The sequence below is a fragment of the Streptococcus oralis genome (genome assembly GCF_023109005.1).
GTDB lineage: Bacteria > Bacillota > Bacilli > Lactobacillales > Streptococcaceae > Streptococcus > Streptococcus oralis_BU.
In genome coordinates, this window is the sequence record NZ_JALDTU010000001.1 from 370,391 (window position 1) to 391,691 (window position 21,301).

At 42.6% G+C, this 21,301-nt stretch carries 24 protein-coding genes; 13 read left to right on the forward strand and 11 right to left on the reverse strand.

What is annotated here, in order from left to right; genetic code table 11:
• Nucleotides 1-27: 27 nt before the first annotated feature.
• From fabG to M1F56_RS01760, 9 genes are all read left to right on the forward strand, one after another.
• Nucleotides 28-759 carry a 3-oxoacyl-[acyl-carrier-protein] reductase gene (gene fabG / locus M1F56_RS01720; protein ID WP_247916667.1) on the forward strand — a complete coding sequence of 244 codons (732 nt, stop codon included), beginning with the start codon at nucleotides 28-30 and terminating at the stop codon, nucleotides 757-759.
• Between the two features lie 28 nt (nucleotides 760-787).
• On the forward strand, nucleotides 788-2,023 hold the full coding sequence (fabF, locus tag M1F56_RS01725; RefSeq protein ID WP_247916668.1) for a beta-ketoacyl-ACP synthase II: 1,236 nt from the start codon (nucleotides 788-790) through the stop codon (nucleotides 2,021-2,023).
• Between the two features lie 2 nt (nucleotides 2,024-2,025).
• Nucleotides 2,026-2,514: an acetyl-CoA carboxylase biotin carboxyl carrier protein gene (gene accB / locus M1F56_RS01730; protein WP_247916669.1), complete on the forward strand. Its 489-nt coding sequence runs from the start codon at nucleotides 2,026-2,028 to the stop codon at nucleotides 2,512-2,514.
• On the forward strand, nucleotides 2,511-2,933 hold the full coding sequence (fabZ, locus tag M1F56_RS01735; protein ID WP_000565515.1) for a 3-hydroxyacyl-ACP dehydratase FabZ: 423 nt from the start codon (nucleotides 2,511-2,513) through the stop codon (nucleotides 2,931-2,933). Before accB ends, fabZ begins: the two co-directional genes overlap by 4 nt.
• A gap of 11 nt (nucleotides 2,934-2,944) precedes the next feature.
• Entirely contained in the window at nucleotides 2,945-4,312 is a 1,368-nt protein-coding gene (gene accC, locus M1F56_RS01740) for an acetyl-CoA carboxylase biotin carboxylase subunit (RefSeq protein ID WP_009729831.1), read from the forward strand.
• A 35-nt stretch (nucleotides 4,313-4,347) separates the two neighbouring features.
• A complete protein-coding gene (accD, locus tag M1F56_RS01745) occupies nucleotides 4,348-5,214 on the forward strand; it encodes an acetyl-CoA carboxylase, carboxyltransferase subunit beta (RefSeq protein WP_001173374.1) in 867 nt (288 codons plus the stop codon).
• Nucleotides 5,211-5,978, forward strand: a complete 768-nt coding sequence (locus M1F56_RS01750; RefSeq protein ID WP_061417512.1) for an acetyl-CoA carboxylase carboxyl transferase subunit alpha — start codon at nucleotides 5,211-5,213, stop codon at nucleotides 5,976-5,978. The genes accD and M1F56_RS01750 overlap by 4 nt, the downstream gene beginning before the upstream one ends.
• 156 nt (nucleotides 5,979-6,134) lie before the next feature.
• Entirely contained in the window at nucleotides 6,135-6,320 is a 186-nt protein-coding gene (gene briC / locus M1F56_RS01755; RefSeq protein WP_084941318.1) for a biofilm-regulating peptide BriC, read from the forward strand.
• A gap of 18 nt (nucleotides 6,321-6,338) precedes the next feature.
• The gene (locus tag M1F56_RS01760) at nucleotides 6,339-7,061 is read left to right on the forward strand and encodes a CPBP family intramembrane glutamic endopeptidase (RefSeq protein WP_282184661.1); all 723 of its coding nucleotides are present in this window, start codon (nucleotides 6,339-6,341) and stop codon (nucleotides 7,059-7,061) included.
• A 49-nt stretch (nucleotides 7,062-7,110) separates the two neighbouring features.
• Here M1F56_RS01760 and nusB read toward each other — a convergent pair whose 3' ends face one another.
• The 9 genes from nusB to gatC form a co-directional block, all read right to left on the reverse strand.
• The gene (gene nusB, locus M1F56_RS01765; protein ID WP_000203657.1) at nucleotides 7,111-7,533 is read right to left on the reverse strand and encodes a transcription antitermination factor NusB; all 423 of its coding nucleotides are present in this window, start codon (nucleotides 7,531-7,533) and stop codon (nucleotides 7,111-7,113) included.
• Nucleotides 7,526-7,915, reverse strand: coding sequence for an Asp23/Gls24 family envelope stress response protein (locus M1F56_RS01770; RefSeq protein ID WP_000510584.1), 390 nt, complete (start codon nucleotides 7,913-7,915; stop codon nucleotides 7,526-7,528). The genes nusB and M1F56_RS01770 overlap by 8 nt, the downstream gene beginning before the upstream one ends.
• Before the next feature lie 21 nt (nucleotides 7,916-7,936).
• A complete protein-coding gene (gene efp / locus M1F56_RS01775) occupies nucleotides 7,937-8,497 on the reverse strand; it encodes an elongation factor P (protein WP_000568640.1) in 561 nt (186 codons plus the stop codon).
• A gap of 81 nt (nucleotides 8,498-8,578) precedes the next feature.
• Nucleotides 8,579-9,706: an SPFH domain-containing protein gene (locus M1F56_RS01780; protein WP_247916671.1), complete on the reverse strand. Its 1,128-nt coding sequence runs from the start codon at nucleotides 9,704-9,706 to the stop codon at nucleotides 8,579-8,581.
• A gap of 8 nt (nucleotides 9,707-9,714) precedes the next feature.
• Complete coding sequence (locus M1F56_RS01785) at nucleotides 9,715-10,671, reverse strand: zinc-ribbon domain-containing transport protein (protein WP_000715066.1); 957 nt, start codon at nucleotides 10,669-10,671, stop codon at nucleotides 9,715-9,717.
• 99 nt (nucleotides 10,672-10,770) lie between these two features.
• On the reverse strand, nucleotides 10,771-11,166 hold the full coding sequence (locus tag M1F56_RS01790) for a hypothetical protein (protein WP_001031995.1): 396 nt from the start codon (nucleotides 11,164-11,166) through the stop codon (nucleotides 10,771-10,773).
• A 56-nt stretch (nucleotides 11,167-11,222) separates the two neighbouring features.
• Nucleotides 11,223-12,668 carry an Asp-tRNA(Asn)/Glu-tRNA(Gln) amidotransferase subunit GatB gene (gatB, locus tag M1F56_RS01795; RefSeq protein WP_001008642.1) on the reverse strand — a complete coding sequence of 482 codons (1,446 nt, stop codon included), beginning with the start codon at nucleotides 12,666-12,668 and terminating at the stop codon, nucleotides 11,223-11,225.
• Complete coding sequence (gene gatA, locus M1F56_RS01800; RefSeq protein ID WP_247916672.1) at nucleotides 12,668-14,134, reverse strand: Asp-tRNA(Asn)/Glu-tRNA(Gln) amidotransferase subunit GatA; 1,467 nt, start codon at nucleotides 14,132-14,134, stop codon at nucleotides 12,668-12,670. The genes gatB and gatA overlap by 1 nt, the downstream gene beginning before the upstream one ends.
• Nucleotides 14,134-14,436, reverse strand: coding sequence for an Asp-tRNA(Asn)/Glu-tRNA(Gln) amidotransferase subunit GatC (gatC, locus tag M1F56_RS01805; protein ID WP_084971767.1), 303 nt, complete (start codon nucleotides 14,434-14,436; stop codon nucleotides 14,134-14,136). Before gatC ends, gatA begins: the two co-directional genes overlap by 1 nt.
• A gap of 165 nt (nucleotides 14,437-14,601) precedes the next feature.
• On the opposite strand from gatC, the gene M1F56_RS01810 reads away from it, so the two are divergent.
• Nucleotides 14,602-15,294, forward strand: a complete 693-nt coding sequence (locus M1F56_RS01810) for a YwaF family protein (protein ID WP_247916673.1) — start codon at nucleotides 14,602-14,604, stop codon at nucleotides 15,292-15,294.
• A 143-nt stretch (nucleotides 15,295-15,437) separates the two neighbouring features.
• Complete coding sequence (locus M1F56_RS01815; RefSeq protein ID WP_247916674.1) at nucleotides 15,438-16,982, forward strand: peptide chain release factor 3; 1,545 nt, start codon at nucleotides 15,438-15,440, stop codon at nucleotides 16,980-16,982.
• A 420-nt stretch (nucleotides 16,983-17,402) separates the two neighbouring features.
• Here the strand turns inward: M1F56_RS01815 and M1F56_RS01820 are convergent, their stop codons facing one another.
• Together M1F56_RS01820 and sstT are read right to left on the reverse strand one after the other, a co-directional pair.
• Nucleotides 17,403-18,356, reverse strand: a complete 954-nt coding sequence (locus tag M1F56_RS01820) for an aromatic acid exporter family protein (RefSeq protein WP_247916675.1) — start codon at nucleotides 18,354-18,356, stop codon at nucleotides 17,403-17,405.
• Nucleotides 18,357-18,405: 49 nt separating this feature from the next.
• Entirely contained in the window at nucleotides 18,406-19,617 is a 1,212-nt protein-coding gene (gene sstT / locus M1F56_RS01825; protein WP_247916676.1) for a serine/threonine transporter SstT, read from the reverse strand.
• Between the two features lie 150 nt (nucleotides 19,618-19,767).
• Between sstT and M1F56_RS01830 the strand changes: the two genes are divergently transcribed.
• Together M1F56_RS01830 and M1F56_RS01835 are read left to right on the forward strand one after the other, a co-directional pair.
• Entirely contained in the window at nucleotides 19,768-20,328 is a 561-nt protein-coding gene (locus M1F56_RS01830) for a mechanosensitive ion channel family protein (RefSeq protein ID WP_084937357.1), read from the forward strand.
• A gap of 57 nt (nucleotides 20,329-20,385) precedes the next feature.
• Nucleotides 20,386-21,294: a magnesium transporter CorA family protein gene (locus M1F56_RS01835; RefSeq protein WP_000899718.1), complete on the forward strand. Its 909-nt coding sequence runs from the start codon at nucleotides 20,386-20,388 to the stop codon at nucleotides 21,292-21,294.
• Nucleotides 21,295-21,301: the final 7 nt, after the last annotated feature.

Genomic DNA, 21,301 nt, shown 5'->3' on the forward strand with positions numbered 1-21,301 from the left:
AAATACAACAGGAAACAGGAGAATAGAATGCAACTAAAAAATAAAAATATCTTTGTTACAGGTTCAAGTCGTGGTATCGGACTCGCCATTGCTCACAAATTTGCCCAACTAGGTGCGAATGTAGTTTTGAATAGTCGAGGAGCAATCTCAGAAGAATTGCTGGCTGAGTTTTCAAACTATGGCGTCAAAGTAGTACCAATCTCAGGTGATGTTTCAGACTTTGCAGATGCCAAGCGTATGGTAAATCAAGCAATTGCAGAACTCGGTTCTGTTGATGTCTTGGTCAACAATGCTGGGATTACTCAAGATACGCTTATGCTCAAGATGACCGAAGAAGACTTTGAAAAAGTGCTTAAAATTAACTTGACAGGTGCTTTCAACATGACGCAAGCAGTCTTGAAACAGATGATAAGGGCGCGTGAAGGTGCGATCATCAATATGTCCAGTGTGGTCGGTTTGATGGGAAATATCGGGCAGGCCAACTATGCAGCTTCTAAAGCAGGTTTGATTGGGTTTACCAAGTCAGTAGCACGTGAAGTTGCCAATCGTAATGTGCGCGTAAATGCTCTTGCACCAGGAATGATCGAGTCAGATATGACTGCTGTTTTGTCTGATAAGGTCAAGGAAGCGACATTGGCCCAAATCCCAATGAAACAGTTTGGTCAAGCAGAACATATCGCAGATGCTACAGTGTTCCTGGCTGGACAGGATTATTTGACTGGACAAGTTCTCGCTGTTGATGGCGGACTTAGCATGTAAAAAATAAGGAAAGATATAGGTAAGACAGATGAAACTAAATCGAGTTGTAGTAACAGGTTACGGATTGACCTCTCCTATCGGAAATACTCCAGAAGAATTTTGGAACAGTTTGCAAACTGGAAAAATTGGAATTGGAGAAATCACTAAGTTTGACCACAGTGAATTTGCTGTGCACAATGCAGCAGAAGTCCAAGATTTCCCATTTGATAAATACTTTGTCAAAAAAGATACCAACCGTTTTGACAACTATTCTTTGTATGCCTTGTATGCAGCTCAAGAAGCGGTAACAAATGCAAATCTTGATGTAGAAGCAATCGATAAAGATCGCTTTGGTGTCATCGTTGCCTCAGGTATTGGGGGAATTAAAGAAATCGAAGACCAAGTTATCCGTCTTCATGAAAAAGGCCCAAAACGTGTTAAGCCATTGACACTTCCAAAAGCCCTGCCAAATATGGCTTCGGGAAATGTTGCCATGCGCTTTGGAGCAAACGGTGTCTGTAAATCAATCAATACAGCCTGTGCCTCATCAAATGATGCTATTGGCGATGCCTTCCGTTCCATCAAGTTTGGTTTCCAAGATGTTATGCTAGTTGGTGGCTCAGAATCATCGATCACTCCTTTTGCCATTGCTGGATTCCAAGCTTTGACAGCCCTATCAACTACAGAAGATCCAACTCGTGCTTCTATTCCATTTGACAAAGACCGAAATGGTTTTGTCATGGGAGAAGGTTCTGGAATGCTGGTTCTTGAGAGTCTTGAACATGCTGAAAAACGTGGAGCAACTATCTTGGCTGAAGTAGTTGGTTATGGAAATACCTGTGATGCTTATCATATGACTTCACCTCATCCAGAAGGTCAAGGTGCAATCAAGGCAATTAAATTAGCTTTGGAAGAGGCAGAGATTTCTCCAGAGCAAGTGGCTTACGTCAATGCCCACGGAACTTCAACTCCTGCTAATGAAAAAGGAGAAAGTAGTGCCATTGTAGCTGTTCTTGGTAAAGAAGTACCAGTATCTTCAACCAAGTCCTTTACAGGACACTTGCTTGGTGCTGCAGGGGCAGTAGAAGCCATCGCTACAATTGAAGCCATGCGTCGTAACTTTGTACCAATGACAGCTGGAACAAGCGAGTTGTCAGACTATATCGAAGCGAATGTCGTTTATGGACAAGGCTTGGAGCAAGAAATTCCTTATGCTATTTCAAATACTTTTGGTTTTGGTGGACACAATGCGGTTCTTGCTTTCAAACGTTGGGAGAATAAATAAGTATGAATTTAAACGATATTAAAGACTTGATGGCTCAATTTGACCAATCAAGTTTGAGAGAATTTTCTTATAAAAACGGAACGGATGAATTGCAGTTCAGTAAGAATGAAGCAAGAATGGCTTCTGAAGCACCAGCTCAAGTTGTTCCAGCGCCAGCTGCAGTGGTTACTAGTCCAGTAGTTTCGGCCCCTTCAACTCCAGTAGAGAGTGCAGTGGAAGAAGCTCCAGCACCAGCTGAAACGACGGTTACTCCGGAGGGTGATGTCGTTGAAAGTCCACTTGTAGGGGTGGCTTACTTGGCTGCTGGACCAGATAAACCTGCCTTTGTCACAGTCGGAGACAGTGTTAAAAAAGGTCAGACTTTGGTGATCATCGAAGCCATGAAAGTCATGAATGAAATTCCTGCACCTAGGGATGGTGTGGTGACAGAAATTCTCGTTTCAAATGAAGAAATGGTTGAGTTCGGTAAAGGATTGGTACGTATCAAATGATCGATATTCAAGGAATCAAAGAAGCTCTACCCCATCGTTACCCTATGCTCCTAGTGGATCGTGTCTTGGAAGTGAGCGAAGATACCATTGTTGCCATTAAAAATGTGACCATCAACGAACCTTTCTTCAATGGTCATTTTCCACAATATCCAGTTATGCCAGGTGTTCTTATCATGGAAGCCTTGGCTCAGACTGCTGGTGTCTTGGAATTGTCCAAACCTGAAAATAAAGGGAAACTGGTCTTCTACGCTGGCATGGACAAGGTTAAGTTCAAGAAGCAAGTTGTACCAGGTGACCAATTGGTCATGACGGCTACTTTTGTCAAACGTCGTGGTACGATTGCTGTGGTTGAAGCAAAGGCTGAAGTAGATGGTAAGCTTGCAGCGAGTGGTACTCTTACCTTTGCAATTGGAAACTAAGGAGGTTCTCCATGTTTCGTAAAATTTTGATTGCCAACCGTGGTGAGATTGCGGTTCGCATTATTCGAGCTGCGCGTGAATTGGGCATTGCGACCGTAGCAGTCTATTCAACTGCTGATAAGGAAGCTCTTCACACACTCCTAGCGGATGAAGCTATCTGTATCGGACCTGGTAAGGCGACAGAGTCTTATCTCAATATCAATGCTATTTTATCGGCTGCAGTCTTGACAGAAGCAGAAGCCATCCACCCAGGTTTTGGTTTTCTTAGCGAAAACTCCAAGTTTGCCACGATGTGTGATGAAGTAGGGATTAAGTTCATCGGTCCTTCTGGGACTGTAATGGATACCATGGGAGATAAGATCAATGCGCGTGAGCAAATGATCAAGGCTGGGGTTCCAGTTATCCCAGGATCTGATGGTGAAGTTCACACGGCTGAAGAGGCCCTTGCAGTTGCAGAAAAAATTGGCTATCCTGTCATGCTTAAGGCATCGGCAGGTGGTGGTGGAAAAGGGATTCGTAAGGTTGAAAAGGCAGAAGACTTGGTCGCAGCCTTTGAGACAGCATCCAGTGAAGCCAAGGCCAATTTTGGAAATGGCGCTATGTATCTTGAGCGTGTGATTTATCCAGCTCGTCATATCGAAGTTCAGATTCTTGCAGATCAAGAGGGTCATGTTGTCCATCTTGGTGAACGGGATTGTTCACTCCAGCGTAATAACCAAAAGGTCTTAGAAGAAAGCCCATCCATTGCGATCGGCAAAACCCTTCGTCATGAAATTGGTGCTGCAGCCGTTCGTGCAGCAGAGTCTGTAGGCTATGAAAATGCAGGGACGATTGAATTTCTTCTTGATGAAGCGAGTGGCAATTTCTACTTCATGGAAATGAATACTCGTGTGCAAGTTGAACACCCAGTCACAGAGTTTGTTTCAGGTGTTGATATCGTGAAGGAACAGATTCGCATTGCGGCCGGGCAACCCTTACCTTTCAAACAAGAAGATATCGTCCTACGAGGTCATGCTATCGAGTGCCGGATTAATGCAGAAAATCCAGCATTTAATTTTGCTCCAAGCCCAGGGAAAATTACCAATCTCTATCTACCAAGTGGTGGAGTTGGCTTGCGCGTGGACTCAGCAGTTTATCCAGGTTATACCATTCCCCCTTACTATGATAGTATGATTGCTAAAATCATTGTCCATGGGGAGAATCGTTTTGATGCCTTAATGAAGATGCAACGGGCACTTTATGAACTTGATATTGAAGGAGTGCAAACCAATGCAGACTTCCAGTTGGATCTGATTTCAGACCGCCGAGTTATCGCTGGTGACTACGATACTTCCTTCTTGATGGAAACTTTCTTGCCAAAATACCAAGAAAAAGAATAGACTTTCAAACAGCATGAGAACTAAAAGGGGGAGTTATGGCTCTATTTAGTAAAAAGGATAAGTATATTCGGATCAATCCTAACCGTTCCGTAAGGCAGAAACCACAAGCCAAGCCTGAGGTTCCGGATGAACTCTTCTCCCAGTGTCCTGGTTGTAAACACACCATTTATCAAAAGGACCTTGGGAGTGAGCGCATTTGTCCCCATTGTAGCTATACTTTCCGTATTTCAGCTCAGGAACGCTTGGATTTGACGATTGATTCTGACAGCTTTGTGGAGATGTTTACGGGTATTGAAACTCAAGATCCATTAAACTTTCCTGGCTACCAGAAAAAATTGGCTACTATGCGTGAAAAGACAGGTTTGGATGAAGCAGTACTGACTGGTACAGCTAGTATCAAGGGACAAAAAGTTGCCCTTGGGATCATGGATTCAAATTTTATCATGGCTTCTATGGGAACCGTTGTGGGTGAAAAAATCACGCGCTTGTTTGAGTATGCAACGGTAGAAAACTTGCCAGTCGTTCTCTTCACAGCTTCTGGTGGAGCCCGTATGCAAGAAGGAATCATGAGTTTGATGCAGATGGCTAAAATTTCTGCGGCAGTTCAACGTCATTCCAAGGCAGGACTTTTTTACCTAACTATCTTAACCGATCCGACAACAGGTGGGGTGACTGCTTCTTTTGCTATGGAAGGTGATATTATCCTAGCGGAGCCACAGAGTTTGGTTGGGTTTGCTGGACGTCGTGTTATCGAAAATACAGTTCGTGAGACCTTGCCGGATGACTTCCAAAAGGCAGAATTTCTACTTGAACATGGATTTGTTGATGCAATTGTTAAACGGAGAGAATTGCCTGAAACAATTGCTAAATTAGTGAGATTGCATGGAGGAAGTCGCGGATGAATATTGCAAAAATAGTCAGAGAGGCACGCGAGCAGAGTCGCTTGACTGCACTTGATTTTGCCAATGGAATCTTTGACGAGTTTATCGAATTGCATGGAGATCGCTCTTTCCGTGATGATGGTGCGGTTATCGGTGGAATTGGCTGGTTAGGTGAACAGGCAGTAACTGTCGTTGGTATCCAAAAGGGAAAAAGTCTTCATGACAACCTCAAACGAAATTTTGGGCAACCTCATCCAGAAGGCTATCGTAAGGCTTTGCGCCTAATGAAACAGGCAGAAAAGTTTGGTCGTCCAGTTGTGACCTTTATCAATACGGCGGGTGCTTACCCAGGTGTTGGAGCCGAGGAACGTGGACAAGGTGAAGCAATCGCCCGAAACCTGATGGAAATGAGTGACCTCAAGGTTCCAATCATTGCGATTATTATCGGTGAAGGTGGATCTGGTGGGGCCCTAGCTCTAGCCGTAGCTAACCGTGTCTGGATGTTAGAAAACTCAATCTACGCAGTACTTAGCCCGGAAGGATTTGCCTCTATCCTTTGGAAGGATGGAAGTCGTGCTATGGAAGCGGCGGAGTTGATGAAAATCACTTCACATGAACTCCTAGAAATGGGAATCGTAGACAAGGTAATCTCAGAAGCAGGGCTGTCAAGCAAAGAACTGCTAGGTTGCGTTAAAAATGAATTGCGTGCAGAACTAGATAGGTTGAAAGAACTACCACTCGACCAACTTATCGAAGAACGTTACCAACGCTTTAGAAAATACTAAGAATGACTAAATGAGACTAGAAAGGTCTCATTTTTTATTGAAAATGCTATTCAGGTTGAAAAATTGACAGTTGAGGAGATAGACTATAAAATAGACAAAAAAGAAATATACTATAAATGTGAGCCTACAACAATCTATTTTAAGAAGGTACTTGCAATGACAGGTACAGAAACATTTACAGTTCTTTCAACTGAGGACTTAGAGCAAACTTCAGGTGGTCTTGCCGTTTGGGAAGATGGTTATGGTAGATGGTTATATTATAGAGAATTTGCTCCCTATATGGGGCAAGGGGCACTTAATTCTTATAGGGATGCTTGGAAGTACGGTTTCCGAGCAGGATAATCTTTCAAAAAAAGTACGATGAGAAACACAAAGAAACTAAGACAATTTGGAATATTTTTGCTTATTATTTTACTATCTACCTATTTACCACAAACAATTGGATTGTATGTGACGATCATTTTAGGGTTAGGCGCTGATGTTTATTCTCTTATTTTAACAATGGGATTAGTAGGAAATTTCTTTCTATTAATTTGGTGGTTAAAAAAGAAAAAGATGCTCTTTATCTTTGAGAAAAAGAGCTGGAACTGGTCAACTATCTTCTACTTATTTGCAGGTTATGTGGTTTATCAGATTCTCGGTAATTTTTGGGCACGCTATGCTCATTTGATTAATCATAGGAATATTCATGATGAGTATTTTACCGTGGTTCTTTCAAATGGACAACCAACTTTTTTATCGACTATCTTATCTTTTGTACTTCCTGTAATCATCGGCCCTATTTTTGAGGAGACTCTTGATAGAGGGTATTTTATGAACACCTTCTTTCCTAAGTCAAAGTATTATTTAGATGTCATCTTATCAGGTCTTATCTTTGGACTCAGTCATTTGATACTATCTCACCGAGACCCAATTAGTTTATTATATTATAGTCTGATTGGTCTCTTTTTCGCTCTTGTCTATCGCTATACATCTAATCTACGATTGACCATTCTCTGTCATAGTTTTTTCAACTTTCTCAATCATGCAAAACCTATCTGGATTTTTATTTACAATTACATCTATTATCATTTTTTTAGATAGTGGAAGGCAAAGAAAAAAGTGTTTGACAGCTGTCAAACACTTTTTCTGTTTACTGTTCTTCTGTTACAAACTGGCTGAGCAGTCCATTGATAAAACGGGCAGATTTTTGATCTGAGAAGTCCTTTGCAAGCTCGATAGCTTCATTTACAGCAACCAGCTGAGGGGTGTCAAATGAAATGATTTCAAAGACTCCCAAGCGAAGGAGGTTTCTCTCCACGAGTGTTAAACGCTCGATGGTCCAACCTGCTTTTAAATGCTGTGTGATTTGCTTGTCTAGTTCTTCCTTTTTAGCTTGAACACCAGAAACTAGCTCTGTCAAAAAGGCTGGAAGTTGCACATCCGTATCTTCACGATCATGAGTATAGGCGAAACGACAAGCAGTTTCGACATCCGTACCGAACTCAAGGCTCATAAGAGCTTGAAAAGCGCATTTACGGAGTTGGCGTCTAGATTCTAATAGTGGACTAGTCATTGAGGAAGTCCTCGTCAAATAGATCTTTCAATTCTGGTTTTGGTGTTTTATCTGGAACGATACCTGCAACGTGGATATTGATAGCAGCGAGTTCTACATCAGCCATGTTGCGGACAGCATCTTTGACAGCTTTCTGAATAGCAACAGCTACCTTAGGAACTTTTACTCCGTACTCAAGGTAGAGATAGATATCTGCTGTGAGTTCTTCGTCCACATTTTTAAGATAAACGCCACGGCCGAGAGAAAGTTTTGAAAGGGTGTCAGATACTGATTTGTTTGAAAAAGAGTGTACACCCTCTACTTTTGCAGTAGCAATAGCAATGATTTTTTCAAGTACACGTGGGGCGATAACGATTTCGCCAAGTTGTTCTTCAATTCCCATAGAATGACCTCTTTCTAGAGATTAGGCACGAGAAACGTAAGTTCCTTCTGCAGTGTTGATAACGAGTTTTTGTCCTGCTTCGATGAAGTCTGGAACGTTTACGACAAGTCCAGTTTCCATCGTTGCTGGTTTACCAGAACCTGTAACCGTAGCACCTTTGATAGATGGTTGAGTTTCTGCAACTGTCAATTCAACAGTAGTAGGAACTGTGACACCAATCACTTCAGTTCCGTAGAATTGGATCTTCACATCAGAGTTTTCAAGGATGTAAAGCAATTCGTTTTCAACATTGACTACAGGGATTTCGTATTGGTCGTAAGTTTCAGTATTCATGAAGTAGGCTGTGTCATCCATTTTGTACAAGTATTGAGCTGGGACAGTCTCGATGATGGCTTGTTCAAATTTTTCCTCTGGACGGTAGCTTGTGTCAAATGTAGAACCAGTACGGACATCGCGCAATTTCATACGCATGATGGTGTTTCCTTTACCTGGTTTGTGGTGGCTAGCTTCCAAAACGCGGATCAATTTTCCGTCAGCTGTTTCAAAGGTCATACCAGCCTTTAATTTACTTGCTTCAATCATATTTTTACCTCTTTAATAAAATAATTTACTCTTTATTGTACCATAAAAGACAACATTACTCAAATGTCAGAAGGAGCTTAATTAGTTGACTGGTACGATATTTCCATCTTCGTCTTTGGTAACGAGAACGTATTTTCCGTCGACTTCGATGTAAAAATTCTTGCTGGCAGTTTGCCCAGTGTTTTGAGCCGGTGCTTGATTTTGGACTTGTTGGCTTAGTTGACCACCGAGAGTTTGGCCAAGATTCATACCCATAAACATGTTCATCCCATTGCCATTTCCTTCGTTGGCAGCTGCAGCAATGAGGGCTTCGTTACGCGCACGGCGTTCTTCGATTTCAATCGTGTTGTACTTCATTGCCACGAGTTCACTATCAAGCTTGCGAACGACATCAAGACTTTCTTGGTCGTAACTGAGGTCTTCAAGCAAGATATTAGTTGCTTCAATTCCGTAGAGGCCTGTCCAAACCTTGTTGACCTCTTGTTTAGCGAGTTCGTTAAAGGTGTCTTGATTGGCATTGAGGCTATAGATATCAACCTTGTTTTCGTTGGTGTATTTGGCAATGGCAATCGCGATTTTCGGTGCGATATTTTGACGGAGCGTTCCTTGAGCTACATCTTGGAGAGTGAATGGCTGTCCGTCAGTAATTTGACGGCTAACAGAACTTACGTAGAAGAGGACTGGGTCTGCTATTTTTACATCAAACAAGCCATAGAAACGGATGTTAAGCAGTTGTTGGTAACGTTCGCTGAAGTATTCGACCGCATTTTGTGTGCCGAACTTATTACCTGCAATAGGTTGCATGCGAATAAAGATGATTTCTTGTTGAGTGATGACTTGTCCACCAAAAGAGAAACGGTTTTTAAAGTTTTCCCAAGTGCCTTTTAAACCACCTTTTTCAAGGAGCCAGGCGTTATCACCAGCTTGCCATTCGTGGCTACCAGCTTCAAGGACCTCACCAAGGAAGGTACCGTTGTTGACCAAAACAGCGGTATAACCTTGGGGAACGATAACCACACTGCCATCTGACAAGAGGCCTGTATTTTGATTGCTGTGACGAGAACGTCCATCTGGGTCTTTAGTGAGTAATTGCCCCTTGATGGCCAAGGCGTTGCCAGAGACATTATCTGGAAGGACAATGGCTTCCTTGAATTTACTATCATTAAAACTATTTAAGCCTGCTGATAAGGCTGCACGTATAAATCCCATAATTCCTCCTAATTATAAAGCTCGTCTTCATCCACAACATCATAGGTATCAAGTACCCATTGGTTTGGACTGCGAGAGAGATTGGCACCACAGTAGTCACACTCGCTAACTGCAGAGATTTTTAATGGGGCACCACAGTTTGGACAGTGGTCGCTCACAACTTGGTCTGGATTGACTGCTTGCGTTTGGCTACCATGTTGACGGATAAAATTCAATTGATACACGGTGAAGAGATCTTTTTTAGGATCTCCTTCGAGGACACGACGAGTCTCATCGTCAATGACATAGTCCCGCAAGGTAGATGACAGAATCACCACTAAGGTATCGTTTCCGTCAGGATTTTCAATGAACTCCTTGATGCGAACATTTTCGATACAAACTTTCTCTAAAACATTGGTTGTCTTAGCTCGGATGTGATCTTCTAATTGCGTGCTGTGCTGTGAATAGAGACTAGTACTTTCTAAAGCGCGGACTGAATTCCAATTTTTCTCAGTCCAGGCAACCTGCAATTTAAGGTAAACTTCCTTGACCCAAGATGTGAAGGATTCCACGTCAAAGTTCGGATCCCCGTATTTCACACGACTAATGGCTAGTGTGTTGTGTTCAACTCGACGATGGAGCGTTTGATAATCATTACTAGTGTAGGTTGAATTCGAATCTCCAGACTTATTCTGCAAGGATTTGACGATAACAACTAGTATGATTCCTCCGACTAATATAAACATAAATCCTAGATAGGGAGAGCTAGCAGAACTGTCAGAGGATGATCCATATCCAGAGCGGTAGTAGTGGTAGGATGAGCCACTAGAACGACTTCCACCTCCACTTGAGCGGTTGCTACTTCTGGAGCTACTGCGGCTACTCCCTCCACTTCTGGAATGTCCGACACCCGCATCAACGATTTGAGGCACGGATAGAAAAACAAGTAATAAACAGGTCATTAAAAGAGCGTAAAACTTTTTCATGTGTCTCCTAACTATATGATTGAAAAGGTAGAATTCTGAATTTGAATGATTATTAAACTATTTAAGAACCTTTAAAAATCATCTAAGATATACTAGGCGTTATTTACTAGCATTTAGCTTCTTTATGGAATGGCGCTCGATGAGCCATCCCACAATCCATCCTATTGCTAGCAAGTAATTTTCAAAAGCACCGATAGCATTTACAGGAGAGTGATACTCCATATAATTGAGTAAGTGATTTGTTCCTATTCCAATTCCGCCAATAATGAGAGCAAGAAGTGCGATTCGTAGATAGAACCAATCGTATTTAATATTGATAGCGAGAATAATAATCAATACAGCTAAATTCCATATTCCAATTTCTCGTTGCCAACCAGCAGATATTCCGTACCCGGAGTGACTTCCCATGTATGATGGAAAGAAAATTTGTAGTATAGAAGCGCCTAACATAGCGATGATGACTAAGATAAATAGCAATCGTAAAAATTTGTTCATTTATTCCCCTTGTCTCATTCTCGTTTTAAAAGTAGAAAAAGTGTATAAAGAGTAAATTACTCACTCTCTTTCAACTTAGCCAATTCCTGGGCAAGCAGTTTAAGGGCGACTTGTGGGTTGGCTTGGCCTTTGGTTGCCTTCATAAGGAATCCTGTGAAGGCCTTGTCTGCGTTGCGTTTGCCTGACTTGAAGTCGGCAACGGCAACTTCGTTATCCGCAAAGACTTGGTGAATGATCGGAATCAGAACATCTGGATCAGAGATTTGCACTAAGCCTGCTTTTTCCACGTATTCACGCGCACCACCGCCATTTTTAGCTAGGTGGACAAAGACTTTTTTAGCAATCTTAGATGAGATAGTGCCGTCTTCGATGATGGCAATCATTTCAACCAAGTTTTCTGGTGTCAATTCGATTTGTTCCAGTGTCTTACCTTCAGCGTTCAAGAATTGAGCAACTTCCCCTTGGAGCCAGTTTGAGACTTGTTTAGCATCACCACCGAGAGCAACAGCTTTTTCAAAGAAGTCAGAAGTAACTTTGTTGGCAGTCAACTGACTAGCATCGTAGTCTGATAAACCAAGGTCAGCCACGTAACGGGCACGGCGTTCTTTTGGAAACTCTGGCAACTCTGTACGCATTTCTTCGATCCACTCATCAGAGATTTCAAAGAGGGGTAGGTCTGGTTCTGGGAAGTAGCGGTAGTCTGCAGCGCCTTCCTTGACACGCATGAGGATGGTTGCCTTATTAGCTTCATCGTAACGGCGAGTTTCTTGTCGAATTTGACCACCTGAGCGAAGGATTTCGGCTTGACGTTGGACTTCGTATTCAAGACCCTTACGAACATTTGAGAAGGAGTTGAGGTTTTTCAACTCAGTCTTGGTACCGAATTTCTCTTGACCATAAGGACGAAGGGAGATATTGGCATCCACACGCATAGAACCTTCTTCCATCTTAACGTCAGAAATGCCAGCGTACTGGATAACTTCCTTGAGGGCGGTCAGATAAGCATAGGCCTCTTCAGGAGAACGCATGTCAGCTTCAGATACAATCTCAATCAATGGCACCCCTTGGCGGTTGAGGTCTACATAAGAGTAGCCATCTGTACCGTGGGTGTTCTTACCAGCATCTTCTTCTAGGTGAGCGCGTTCGATACCGATTTTCTTAGTTGTACCGTCTTCTAGCTCGACTTCAATCCAGCCGTTGTAGCCGATTGGCTCATCAAACTGGGAAATTTGGTAGGCTTTGGGATTATCAGGGTAGAAATAGTTCTTGCGGTCAAAGTGCATCTTTTTATGGATGTCCATGTTGAGGGCAAGAGCTGCCTTGATTCCGGCATCAACAACACCTTTATTAAGAACTGGCAGTACGCCTGGGAAGGACCAGTCAATCACGTTGGTATTGGCATTTTGGTCATTTCCGAAGTGGGCAGATGTAGGTGAGAAGATTTTTGAATTGGTGTTGAGCTCTACGTGGACTTCAAGTCCAATGACTGTTTCAAAGTTCATTAGTTGTCACCTCCAAAAATCACGGGTTGTTGTTTGTGGTAGTCTGTTGTCGCTTCAAAAGCAGCAGCAGCTTGGTAAATGGTTTCCTCAGAGTATTTAGGACCGATCAATTGGAGACCGACAGGTAGACCTTGAGAGAATCCAGCAGGGATCGAAATTCCTGGGAGACCAGCCAAGTTGACTGGGATGGTCAAGAGGTCAGCCAAGTACATGGCAACGGGGTCGTGGTTGAGTGAATCCAAGTCATAGGCAACGCTTGGAGCAGTTGGTCCCAAAATCAAGTCATAATCCGCAAAGACTTTTTCAAAATCTTGGATGATGAGGGTACGGACCTGACCAGCTTTCTTGTAGTAAGCATCGTAGTAACCTGATGAAAGGCTGAAGGTACCTAGCATGATACGACGTTTCACTTCTTCACCGAAACCTTGGCTACGGCTGTTTACATAGATTTCATCAAGATTAGTCGCATCCTCTGCGCGGTAGCCGTAACGGATACCGTCAAAACGTTGCAAGTTTGAAGATGCTTCTGATGAAGCGATAATGTAGTAAACGGCAACCCCGTATTTAGAATGAGGAAGGCTGACTTCTTCGACGATAGCACCAAGTTTTTCAAAGTGTTTGGCTGCATTCAGAATGGTTTCCTTAACCTCTGGGTCAATCCCTTCACCAAGGTATTCCTTAGGCAAAGCAATTTTCATGCCCTTGATGTCTTTACCGATTTTTGAAGTAAAGTCAGCGATGCGGACAGGAGCAGAAGTAGAGTCTTTAGCATCTTCGCTGGCAATAGCATTAAGCAAGAGGGCATTTTCCTTAACAGTCGGTGCGAAAGGTCCAATCTGATCTAATGAGCTACCGAAGGCAATGAGACCGAAACGAGAAACTGTTCCGTAGGTTGGCTTGAGACCAACGATCCCGTTGAAGGCAGTAGGTTGGCGGATGGAACCACCAGTATCAGAACCAAGTGACAAGCGAACTTGTCCTGAAGCCACAGAAGCCGCAGAACCACTTGATGATCCACCAGGAACTTTGCTGTGGTCCCAAGCATTTTTAGTCGCACCGTAGTGGGAAGTCTCACCTGATCCACCCATGGCAAATTCGTCCATGTTAGTTTTTCCAACAACGATCATTCCTTTAGATTTTGCATTGGCAACGGCTGTCGCATCAAAGATTGGCTCGTAGTTGTAGAGCATTTTTGAGGCTGCAGTTGTCAGGATACCGTCTGTAGAGATATTATCCTTAACAGCCAGTGGAATTCCTGAAAGAACATTGTCCGCATCGATTCCTGCTTCATCAATGGCTTTAGCTTGAGCAAGGGCTTGCTCTTCAGCGATAGTGACAAAAGCATTGATAGCTTCCTCACGAGACTTGATATCTTCAAGTGTAGCTTGGGTCAATTCAGTTGCTGAAATTTCCTTAGAAACAAGGAGATTGTGTAACTCTTCAATGGTTTTATAATTAAAAGTCATTAGGCATCTCCTCCATCGTCTAGGATAGCTGGTACCTTGATATAGTAGTTTTCTTTTTCAGGTACGTTTTTAAACAAGCGATCACGGTCAGTTCCTTCTTCGGCCACATCAGGGCGGAGTACAGTCTTGCGGTCTGCCATGGTCGTAGTAGGTGCGACACCAGTTGTGTCGACTTCGCCCAGCAATTCAACCATATCAACAATCTTAGACAAGGTTGTTGCAAAGGCAGCAGTTTCTTCTTCAGAGAATGTTAATTTTGAAAGATTGGCAACGTGTGTTACCTCTTCTTGCGTAATTTTCATCTTACATCCTTTCGTGAAATGATGATTTTTAGTCTGTTCTATTTTACCATATTTTCCTATAAATAAGGGAGCCAAACTGAAAAGAAATAGAAATTGAAAAATCGCTTTTAATTCGCTATAATGGTTAAACTAGAGAATAGAGAAAATAAGAGTTAGGATAAAAATATGTTCCATCAATTTATCACCAGATCTCAGACGGTTCCTCCTCCTATTCCACTCTTTTGGTATGGGGCTATGATGCTTCTTTTAGTGCTTTGTATTTATGGAGCACTTGCTTATCACCAAAATCCGAAATTTGTCCGCTTGTTTAAGTGGATTCAGATTCTCCAGTTGCTAGCCCTATATAGTTGGTATGTTGGTTTTGGGATTCCATTTTCTAATAGCCTTCCATTTTATCATTGTCGTTTGGCTATGTTTGCGGTGGTTTTCTTGCCTGATAAATGGCGGAGCAAGCAATATTTTGCCCTCTTAGGAGCAAGTGGAGCGGTCTTTGCTTTGGTTTACCCCGTTTTTGACCCCTATGATTTTCCTCATATTACCAGTTTTTCATTTTTGATTGGCCACTATGCCCTTTTGGTGAATTCCTTGGTTTACTTGATGAATCACTATGATAAGACCTTGCTCAAGAAATATATGATTGTAGCCTATACCTTTATCCTCAATCTCTTTCTAGTTGGGGTTAATCAGGTGACGGGTGGAAATTATGGTCTCTTAAGAGATACACCGTTTATCTCGAATGCTCCTCTATGGCTAAAGTACCTCCTTGTGTCGGCCATCCTCTCACTGGCTCTGGTTCTCTTTGATATCTTGTTCAAGAAACGGTGGAAAAAGAGAAATCAGGTGAAATCTATACTCTAGCTTGCCTTTTCATCGGATGAGCAATTGAAAAACTCCCCAAAATCCGATATAATGAAGAGTTGAAAGGAATAGTAAAATCCAATGTAAAAATCATTCTTAACTACTGAAACAACTAAAAATAGAAAATCAAAGAAAGAGAACTTATGACTATTCAAGAAGAAATAAAGAAACGCCGTACCTTTGCTATCATCTCCCACCCGGACGCCGGGAAAACAACCATCACTGAGCAGTTGCTCTACTTTGGAGGTGAGATTCGTGAGGCTGGTACGGTAAAAGGGAAGAAAACAGGGACTTTTGCTAAGTCTGACTGGATGGATATCGAGAAACAACGTGGGATTTCGGTCACGTCATCTGTTATGCAGTTTGACTACGACGGCAAGCGCGTGAACATCCTCGACACACCAGGGCACGAAGACTTCTCAGAAGATACTTATCGTACCTTGATGGCGGTGGATGCTGCGGTCATGGTCGTGGACTCTGCCAAGGGTATCGAGGCCCAAACCAAGAAATTGTTTGAGGTTGTGAAGCACCGTGGAATTCCAGTCTTTACCTTTATGAACAAGCTAGACCGTGATGGCCGTGAGCCACTGGACCTCTTGCAAGAGCTAGAAGAAGTATTGGGGATTGCCAGCTATCCAATGAACTGGCCAATCGGGATGGGGAAAGCTTTTGAAGGATTGTATGACCTCTATAACCAACGTTTGGAGCTTTATAAAGGGGATGAACGCTTTGCCAGTCTAGAAGATGGGGATAAGCTTTTTGGAAGCAATCCTTTCTACGCTCAGGTTAAGGACGATATCGAACTCCTTCAAGAAGCTGGGAATGAGTTTTCAGAAGAAGCTATTTTAGCGGGTGAATTAACACCAGTCTTCTTCGGCTCAGCCTTGACAAACTTTGGGGTTCAGACCTTCCTTGAGACCTTCCTTAAGTTTGCTCCTGAACCACATGGCCACAAGAAAACAGATGGCGAAATTGTGGATCCTTATGACAAGGATTTCTCAGGATTTGTCTTTAAAATCCAAGCCAACATGGATCCTCGTCACCGTGACCGTATCGCCTTTGTCCGTATCGTATCGGGTGAATTTGAGCGAGGTATGAGTGTCAATCTGCCTCGTACTGGTAAGGGTGCCAAACTATCGAATGTGACTCAGTTTATGGCAGAAAGTCGTGAGAATGTGACCAATGCCGTAGCAGGTGATATCATCGGGGTTTACGATACCGGTACTTATCAGGTTGGAGACACCTTGACGGTTGGAAAAAACAAGTTTGAATTTGAACCCCTTCCAACCTTTACACCTGAGATTTTCATGAAAGTTTCTGCTAAGAACGTTATGAAACAAAAATCCTTCCACAAGGGTATCGAACAATTGGTGCAAGAAGGAGCCATTCAGCTTTACAAGAATTACCAAACTGGTGAGTACATGCTAGGAGCTGTCGGACAACTCCAGTTTGAAGTCTTTAAGCACCGCATGGAAGGCGAGTACAATGCAGAAGTAGTCATGAGTCCAATGGGTAAAAAGACCGTTCGTTGGATCAAGCCAGAGGACCTAGACGAGCGCATGTCATCAAGCCGCAATATCTTGGCAAAAGACCGTTTCGACCAGCCAGTCTTCCTTTTTGAAAATGACTTTGCCCTCCGCTGGTTTGCGGACAAGTATCCAGACGTAGAGTTGGAGGAAAAAATGTAACTCAGCACCAACAATTGGAACTAAAGTTCCTAATTGTTGGACGCTAGTCGCTATTTGGCGAACTAGCTAACTGCCTTACTAACTACGTTTGGCAAATAGAATCGATTTGCCAAACTCCGTGTCGTAGTGTAAAATCGGCTTACCTAAACGCTTCACTAGGAAAAATCCACGAATATTATCGATTCGTGGGTTTTGCCGTCATAACGGGTAGAAAGTTGGCTAGTAACCTGACTTACTAACTCATCAGCGAAAATAATCGGTATCTACTAATCAGTATGGCATTTTGCTTAAATACGTCGTAAGAAAAGTCCTCGAATGTTTTTGATTCGTGGATTTTTTCATATAGTAAAGGTAATTGAAGTCAAAGGTAAATTAAAAACCCCAGAGAAATCATGGTACGTGAATTCTTCTGAGGTTTTTCTAGTTTCCATATTTCTGATAAAAATTGACCTTGACCTGAATGAAGGTTTCGGCTTCGCGTAGTAGCTGCAGGAGGGTAGCACGGGTCTCAAACTCCTCGCGTGTTTTAGGGAGACTCCGATTGCGGAAGACTTGCAGATAGCGTTCGATGTCATCAAGTAGGTCATGAGCAGGATTGGTCTGGCTTAGCTGGGCAGCAATCTTAGCAAAGAGCTGGGCCAAAATCAAGCTCTCACTTGCTGCTAACTGGCAAGTGTTGATTTGCTGAGCCATGTTTCGTAGGATGCGACTTTGTCGCTGCCTCATCTCAAAGTAGTGGATGTGGTAGTCCGTCTGGTGAAAGAGGTGGTCCGAGTGATCCAGGTAGACCAGTTTGAGAGCTTCATCGAGGAGCTTGTCTAATTGGTCAACGAGTTGGGCTTGGTTGCGTCCGTCTCCTCTTGACAGATAGTATTTAAAACGAAGCAGGATGTCTTTTAACTTTTCTTCGACCTGAAGGTGGTAGCTTTGGATGGCTTTCTCACGAGAGGGCATATAAAGGTTGACCAATAGAGCAAAGCTTGTCCCGATGAGAAAGAGGAGCACTTCATTAAGCAAGAGCTCTGGGGAAGTAGACTCCTGTACCAAGAGATGACCGACCAAGACACTGCTAGGCGTGATGCCGATTTCCCAGCCCATTTTATAGGCTAGAGGAACATAGAGAGCCAGATAGAGGCCTAGGCTCCAGATGTAAAAGCCTGTCAGCTGAAAGGCTAGAACGCCGATAGCGAGCGCTAAGAGCATGGAAAAGAGGCGGTTACGTGCTAATTTCAGCGTACTTCTGCGCGTGTCGGAAAGGCTTAAGAGGGCGATAATGCCAGCTGAAATAGCTGATGACAGATCTAAGAAATAAGCGAGAAAACAAGCGAGACAGGTCGCCAAGACTAGTTTTGTCGTACGTTGGGTGATAGACATGAAAATTTCCTAAACTAATAGAATCAAGTGTTTAACGAGAAATCAGAGACTAGAGACGAAGTTTTCGATTTGAAGCATATTCTGCAACTGCCGTAAAGAGAACATCTGTAGAAGAATTCAGAGCTGTTTCGCAAGAGTCTTGCACGACACCGATCACAAAACCGACTCCGACAACCTGCATGGCTAAATCATTTGAAATCCCAAAGAGGCTACAAGCTACTGGGATAAGGAGAAGGGATCCCCCAGCAATTCCAGAAGCTCCGCAGGCAGAAATGGCAGCCACTAGGCTGAGGACAAAAGCAGTCCCAAAATCTACCGAAATCCCTAATGTATTGACCGCAGCCAGAGTCAAGATGTTAATGGTAACGGCAGCGCCAGCCATGTTGATGGTCGAACCAAGCGGGATGGAGACAGAGTAGGTGTCAGGATTCAGTCCCAGGTCTTGGCAGAGTTTCATATTGACCGGGATATTGGCAGCAGAGCTACGAGTGAAAAAGGCTGTAATACCACTGACACGTAGGCATTTCAAAACAAGGGGATAGGGATTTTTCCTCATAAAAAGAAAGGCGATGAGTGGGTTGACGATGAGAGCAACAAAGGCCATGGTAGTAATCAAAAGTCCTAGGAGGACACCATAGTTTGCCAGACTGGCGATGCCCTTGTCTGAGATGGTCTTGAACACCAAGCCTAAAATTCCAAAGGGAGCTAGGTTGATAATCCATTCCACGATTTTAGAGGTGACATCCGCCATGGTTTTCAGTAATTCTTTGCTGTGTTTACTTGCCTCTCTCATAGCCAGACCAAAGACGACTGCCCAAGAGAGAATCCCGATATAGTTGGCTTCGACAATAGCATTTAGGGGATTGTCCACCAGTTTGAGCAAGAGATTGCTGAGGACTTGACCGATACCGTCAGGAGCAGCGACTTCAGTATTTGCACTGGTCAGGGTGATTTGAACAGGCAGTAAGAAACTAGCTAGAACGGCCACCAATGCAGCAGCAAAGGTTCCAAGCAAGTATAGGAAAATAACAGTCTTCATATTGGTGTTTTGTCCCTTTTGGTGTTGGGAAAGGGCATTGGCAACAAGGGCAAAAACCAAAATAGGAGCGATGGCTTTCAGTCCACCTACAAAGAGGTCTCCAAGCAGACCAATTCCTGTAAGGTTTGGAAAGAGCATCCCCAATGTCGCTCCAAAAATCATTCCAATAAGGATTCGTTTGATAAGGCTTGCCTTTGTCCAGGCTCTAATGATTCGTTTCATATCAGTCTCCTTCAAAATGTATTGTTTATAATTATAGTATAAATATGCTATAGAGGCAAGTGATATTTTGAAAACAGGAACGATAATTGAATAATTATGAAAGAAAAGAGAACGACGATTTTATGGTATAATAGGGAAAAGGAGTTTTATATGCAAGATTTTTTTCAACGCTATTTTGATAGACTTGACTTAACAACCATGTTAGAGAATCTCTTGACCAAGGTGATTTCTCTTTTGATTTTGTTTCTGCTATTTTATATAGCTAAAAAGATGCTTCATGCGACTGTACGAAAGATTGTTAAGCCCTCACTTAAATTTTCAAATCGAGATGCAGGAAGACAAAAGACCATCTCGCGTTTGCTGGAGAATGTCTTTAACTACATTCTTTATTTCTTTTTGATCTACTGCATCCTGTCTATTTTAGGCTTACCGGTTTCTAGTTTGCTTGCCGGTGCGGGGATTGCTGGTGTAGCCATTGGGATGGGGGCGCAAGGTTTTCTATCCGATGTCATTAATGGCTTCTTCATCCTCTTTGAACGCCAGCTCGATGTGGGCGATGAAGTGGTCCTCACAAACGGACCGATTACCGTTTCTGGAAAGGTCGTTAGTGTAGGAATCCGTACAACACAACTGCGAGGTGACGATCAAGCCCTTCACTTTGTTCCTAACCGCAATATTACCGTTGTTAGTAATTTATCCCGTACTGAATAGTCCGACTATTTTAGCAGATTTGTGGTACAATAGAAGGAGTTTGGTAAAGGAGAGAGTATGCTATTTGTAGAGAAAAAATTAGGTCACGATCGTACTTGGATAGACCTTGATGTGGATAAGATTAAAAATATGGAAGATCTTTCTGACATCTATGGATTGGACAAGGAAACCATCGAGTATGCTCTGGATAGAAATGAACGAGCCCACATGGATTATAACCGTGAAACGGAGACGGTAACCTTTATTTATAATGTTCTTGATTTAGAAAAAGACAAAGAATATTATGAAGCGATTCCGATGACCTTTATCGTTGAAAAACAACGGCTGATTACTATCAGCAATCACAAGAATACTTATGTGATTAAACGCATGGCAACCTACCTTGAAAGCCATGAAATTATTTCAATCTACAAATTTCTTTTTGCCAGTTTAGAGATTATTAGCAATGCTTACTATCCAGTTATTGAAGAGATGGATAAAAGTAAGGATGAAATCAGTGCACTTCTTCGTCAAAAAACAACTAAAAAAAATCTTTTCGCCCTCTCTGACTTGGAAACTGGTATGGTTTACCTGACAGCTGCTGCTAAACAAAATCGTCTCCTCTTGGAACACATTCAAGGGCATGCTCTTTATCGCAATCTTAATGAGGTAGAAAGAGAGCAGTTTGACGATGCTATGATTGAAGCCCATCAGTTGGTTTCAATGACAGACTTAATATCTCAAGTCTTACAACAACTCTCAGCCTCTTACAACAACATCCTAAATAATAATCTGAATGATAATTTGACAACTTTGACAATTATCTCAGTCTTGCTAGCTATCCTTGCGGTTATTACAGGATTTTTCGGAATGAATGTTCCCTTACCGTTTACAGATGAACCAAATGCTTGGATTTATATTTTGATAGCTAGTCTCATTTTATGGGCAGTCTTAGCTCAATGTTTAAAGAAAATTGCTAGAAATTAAAAAGAAA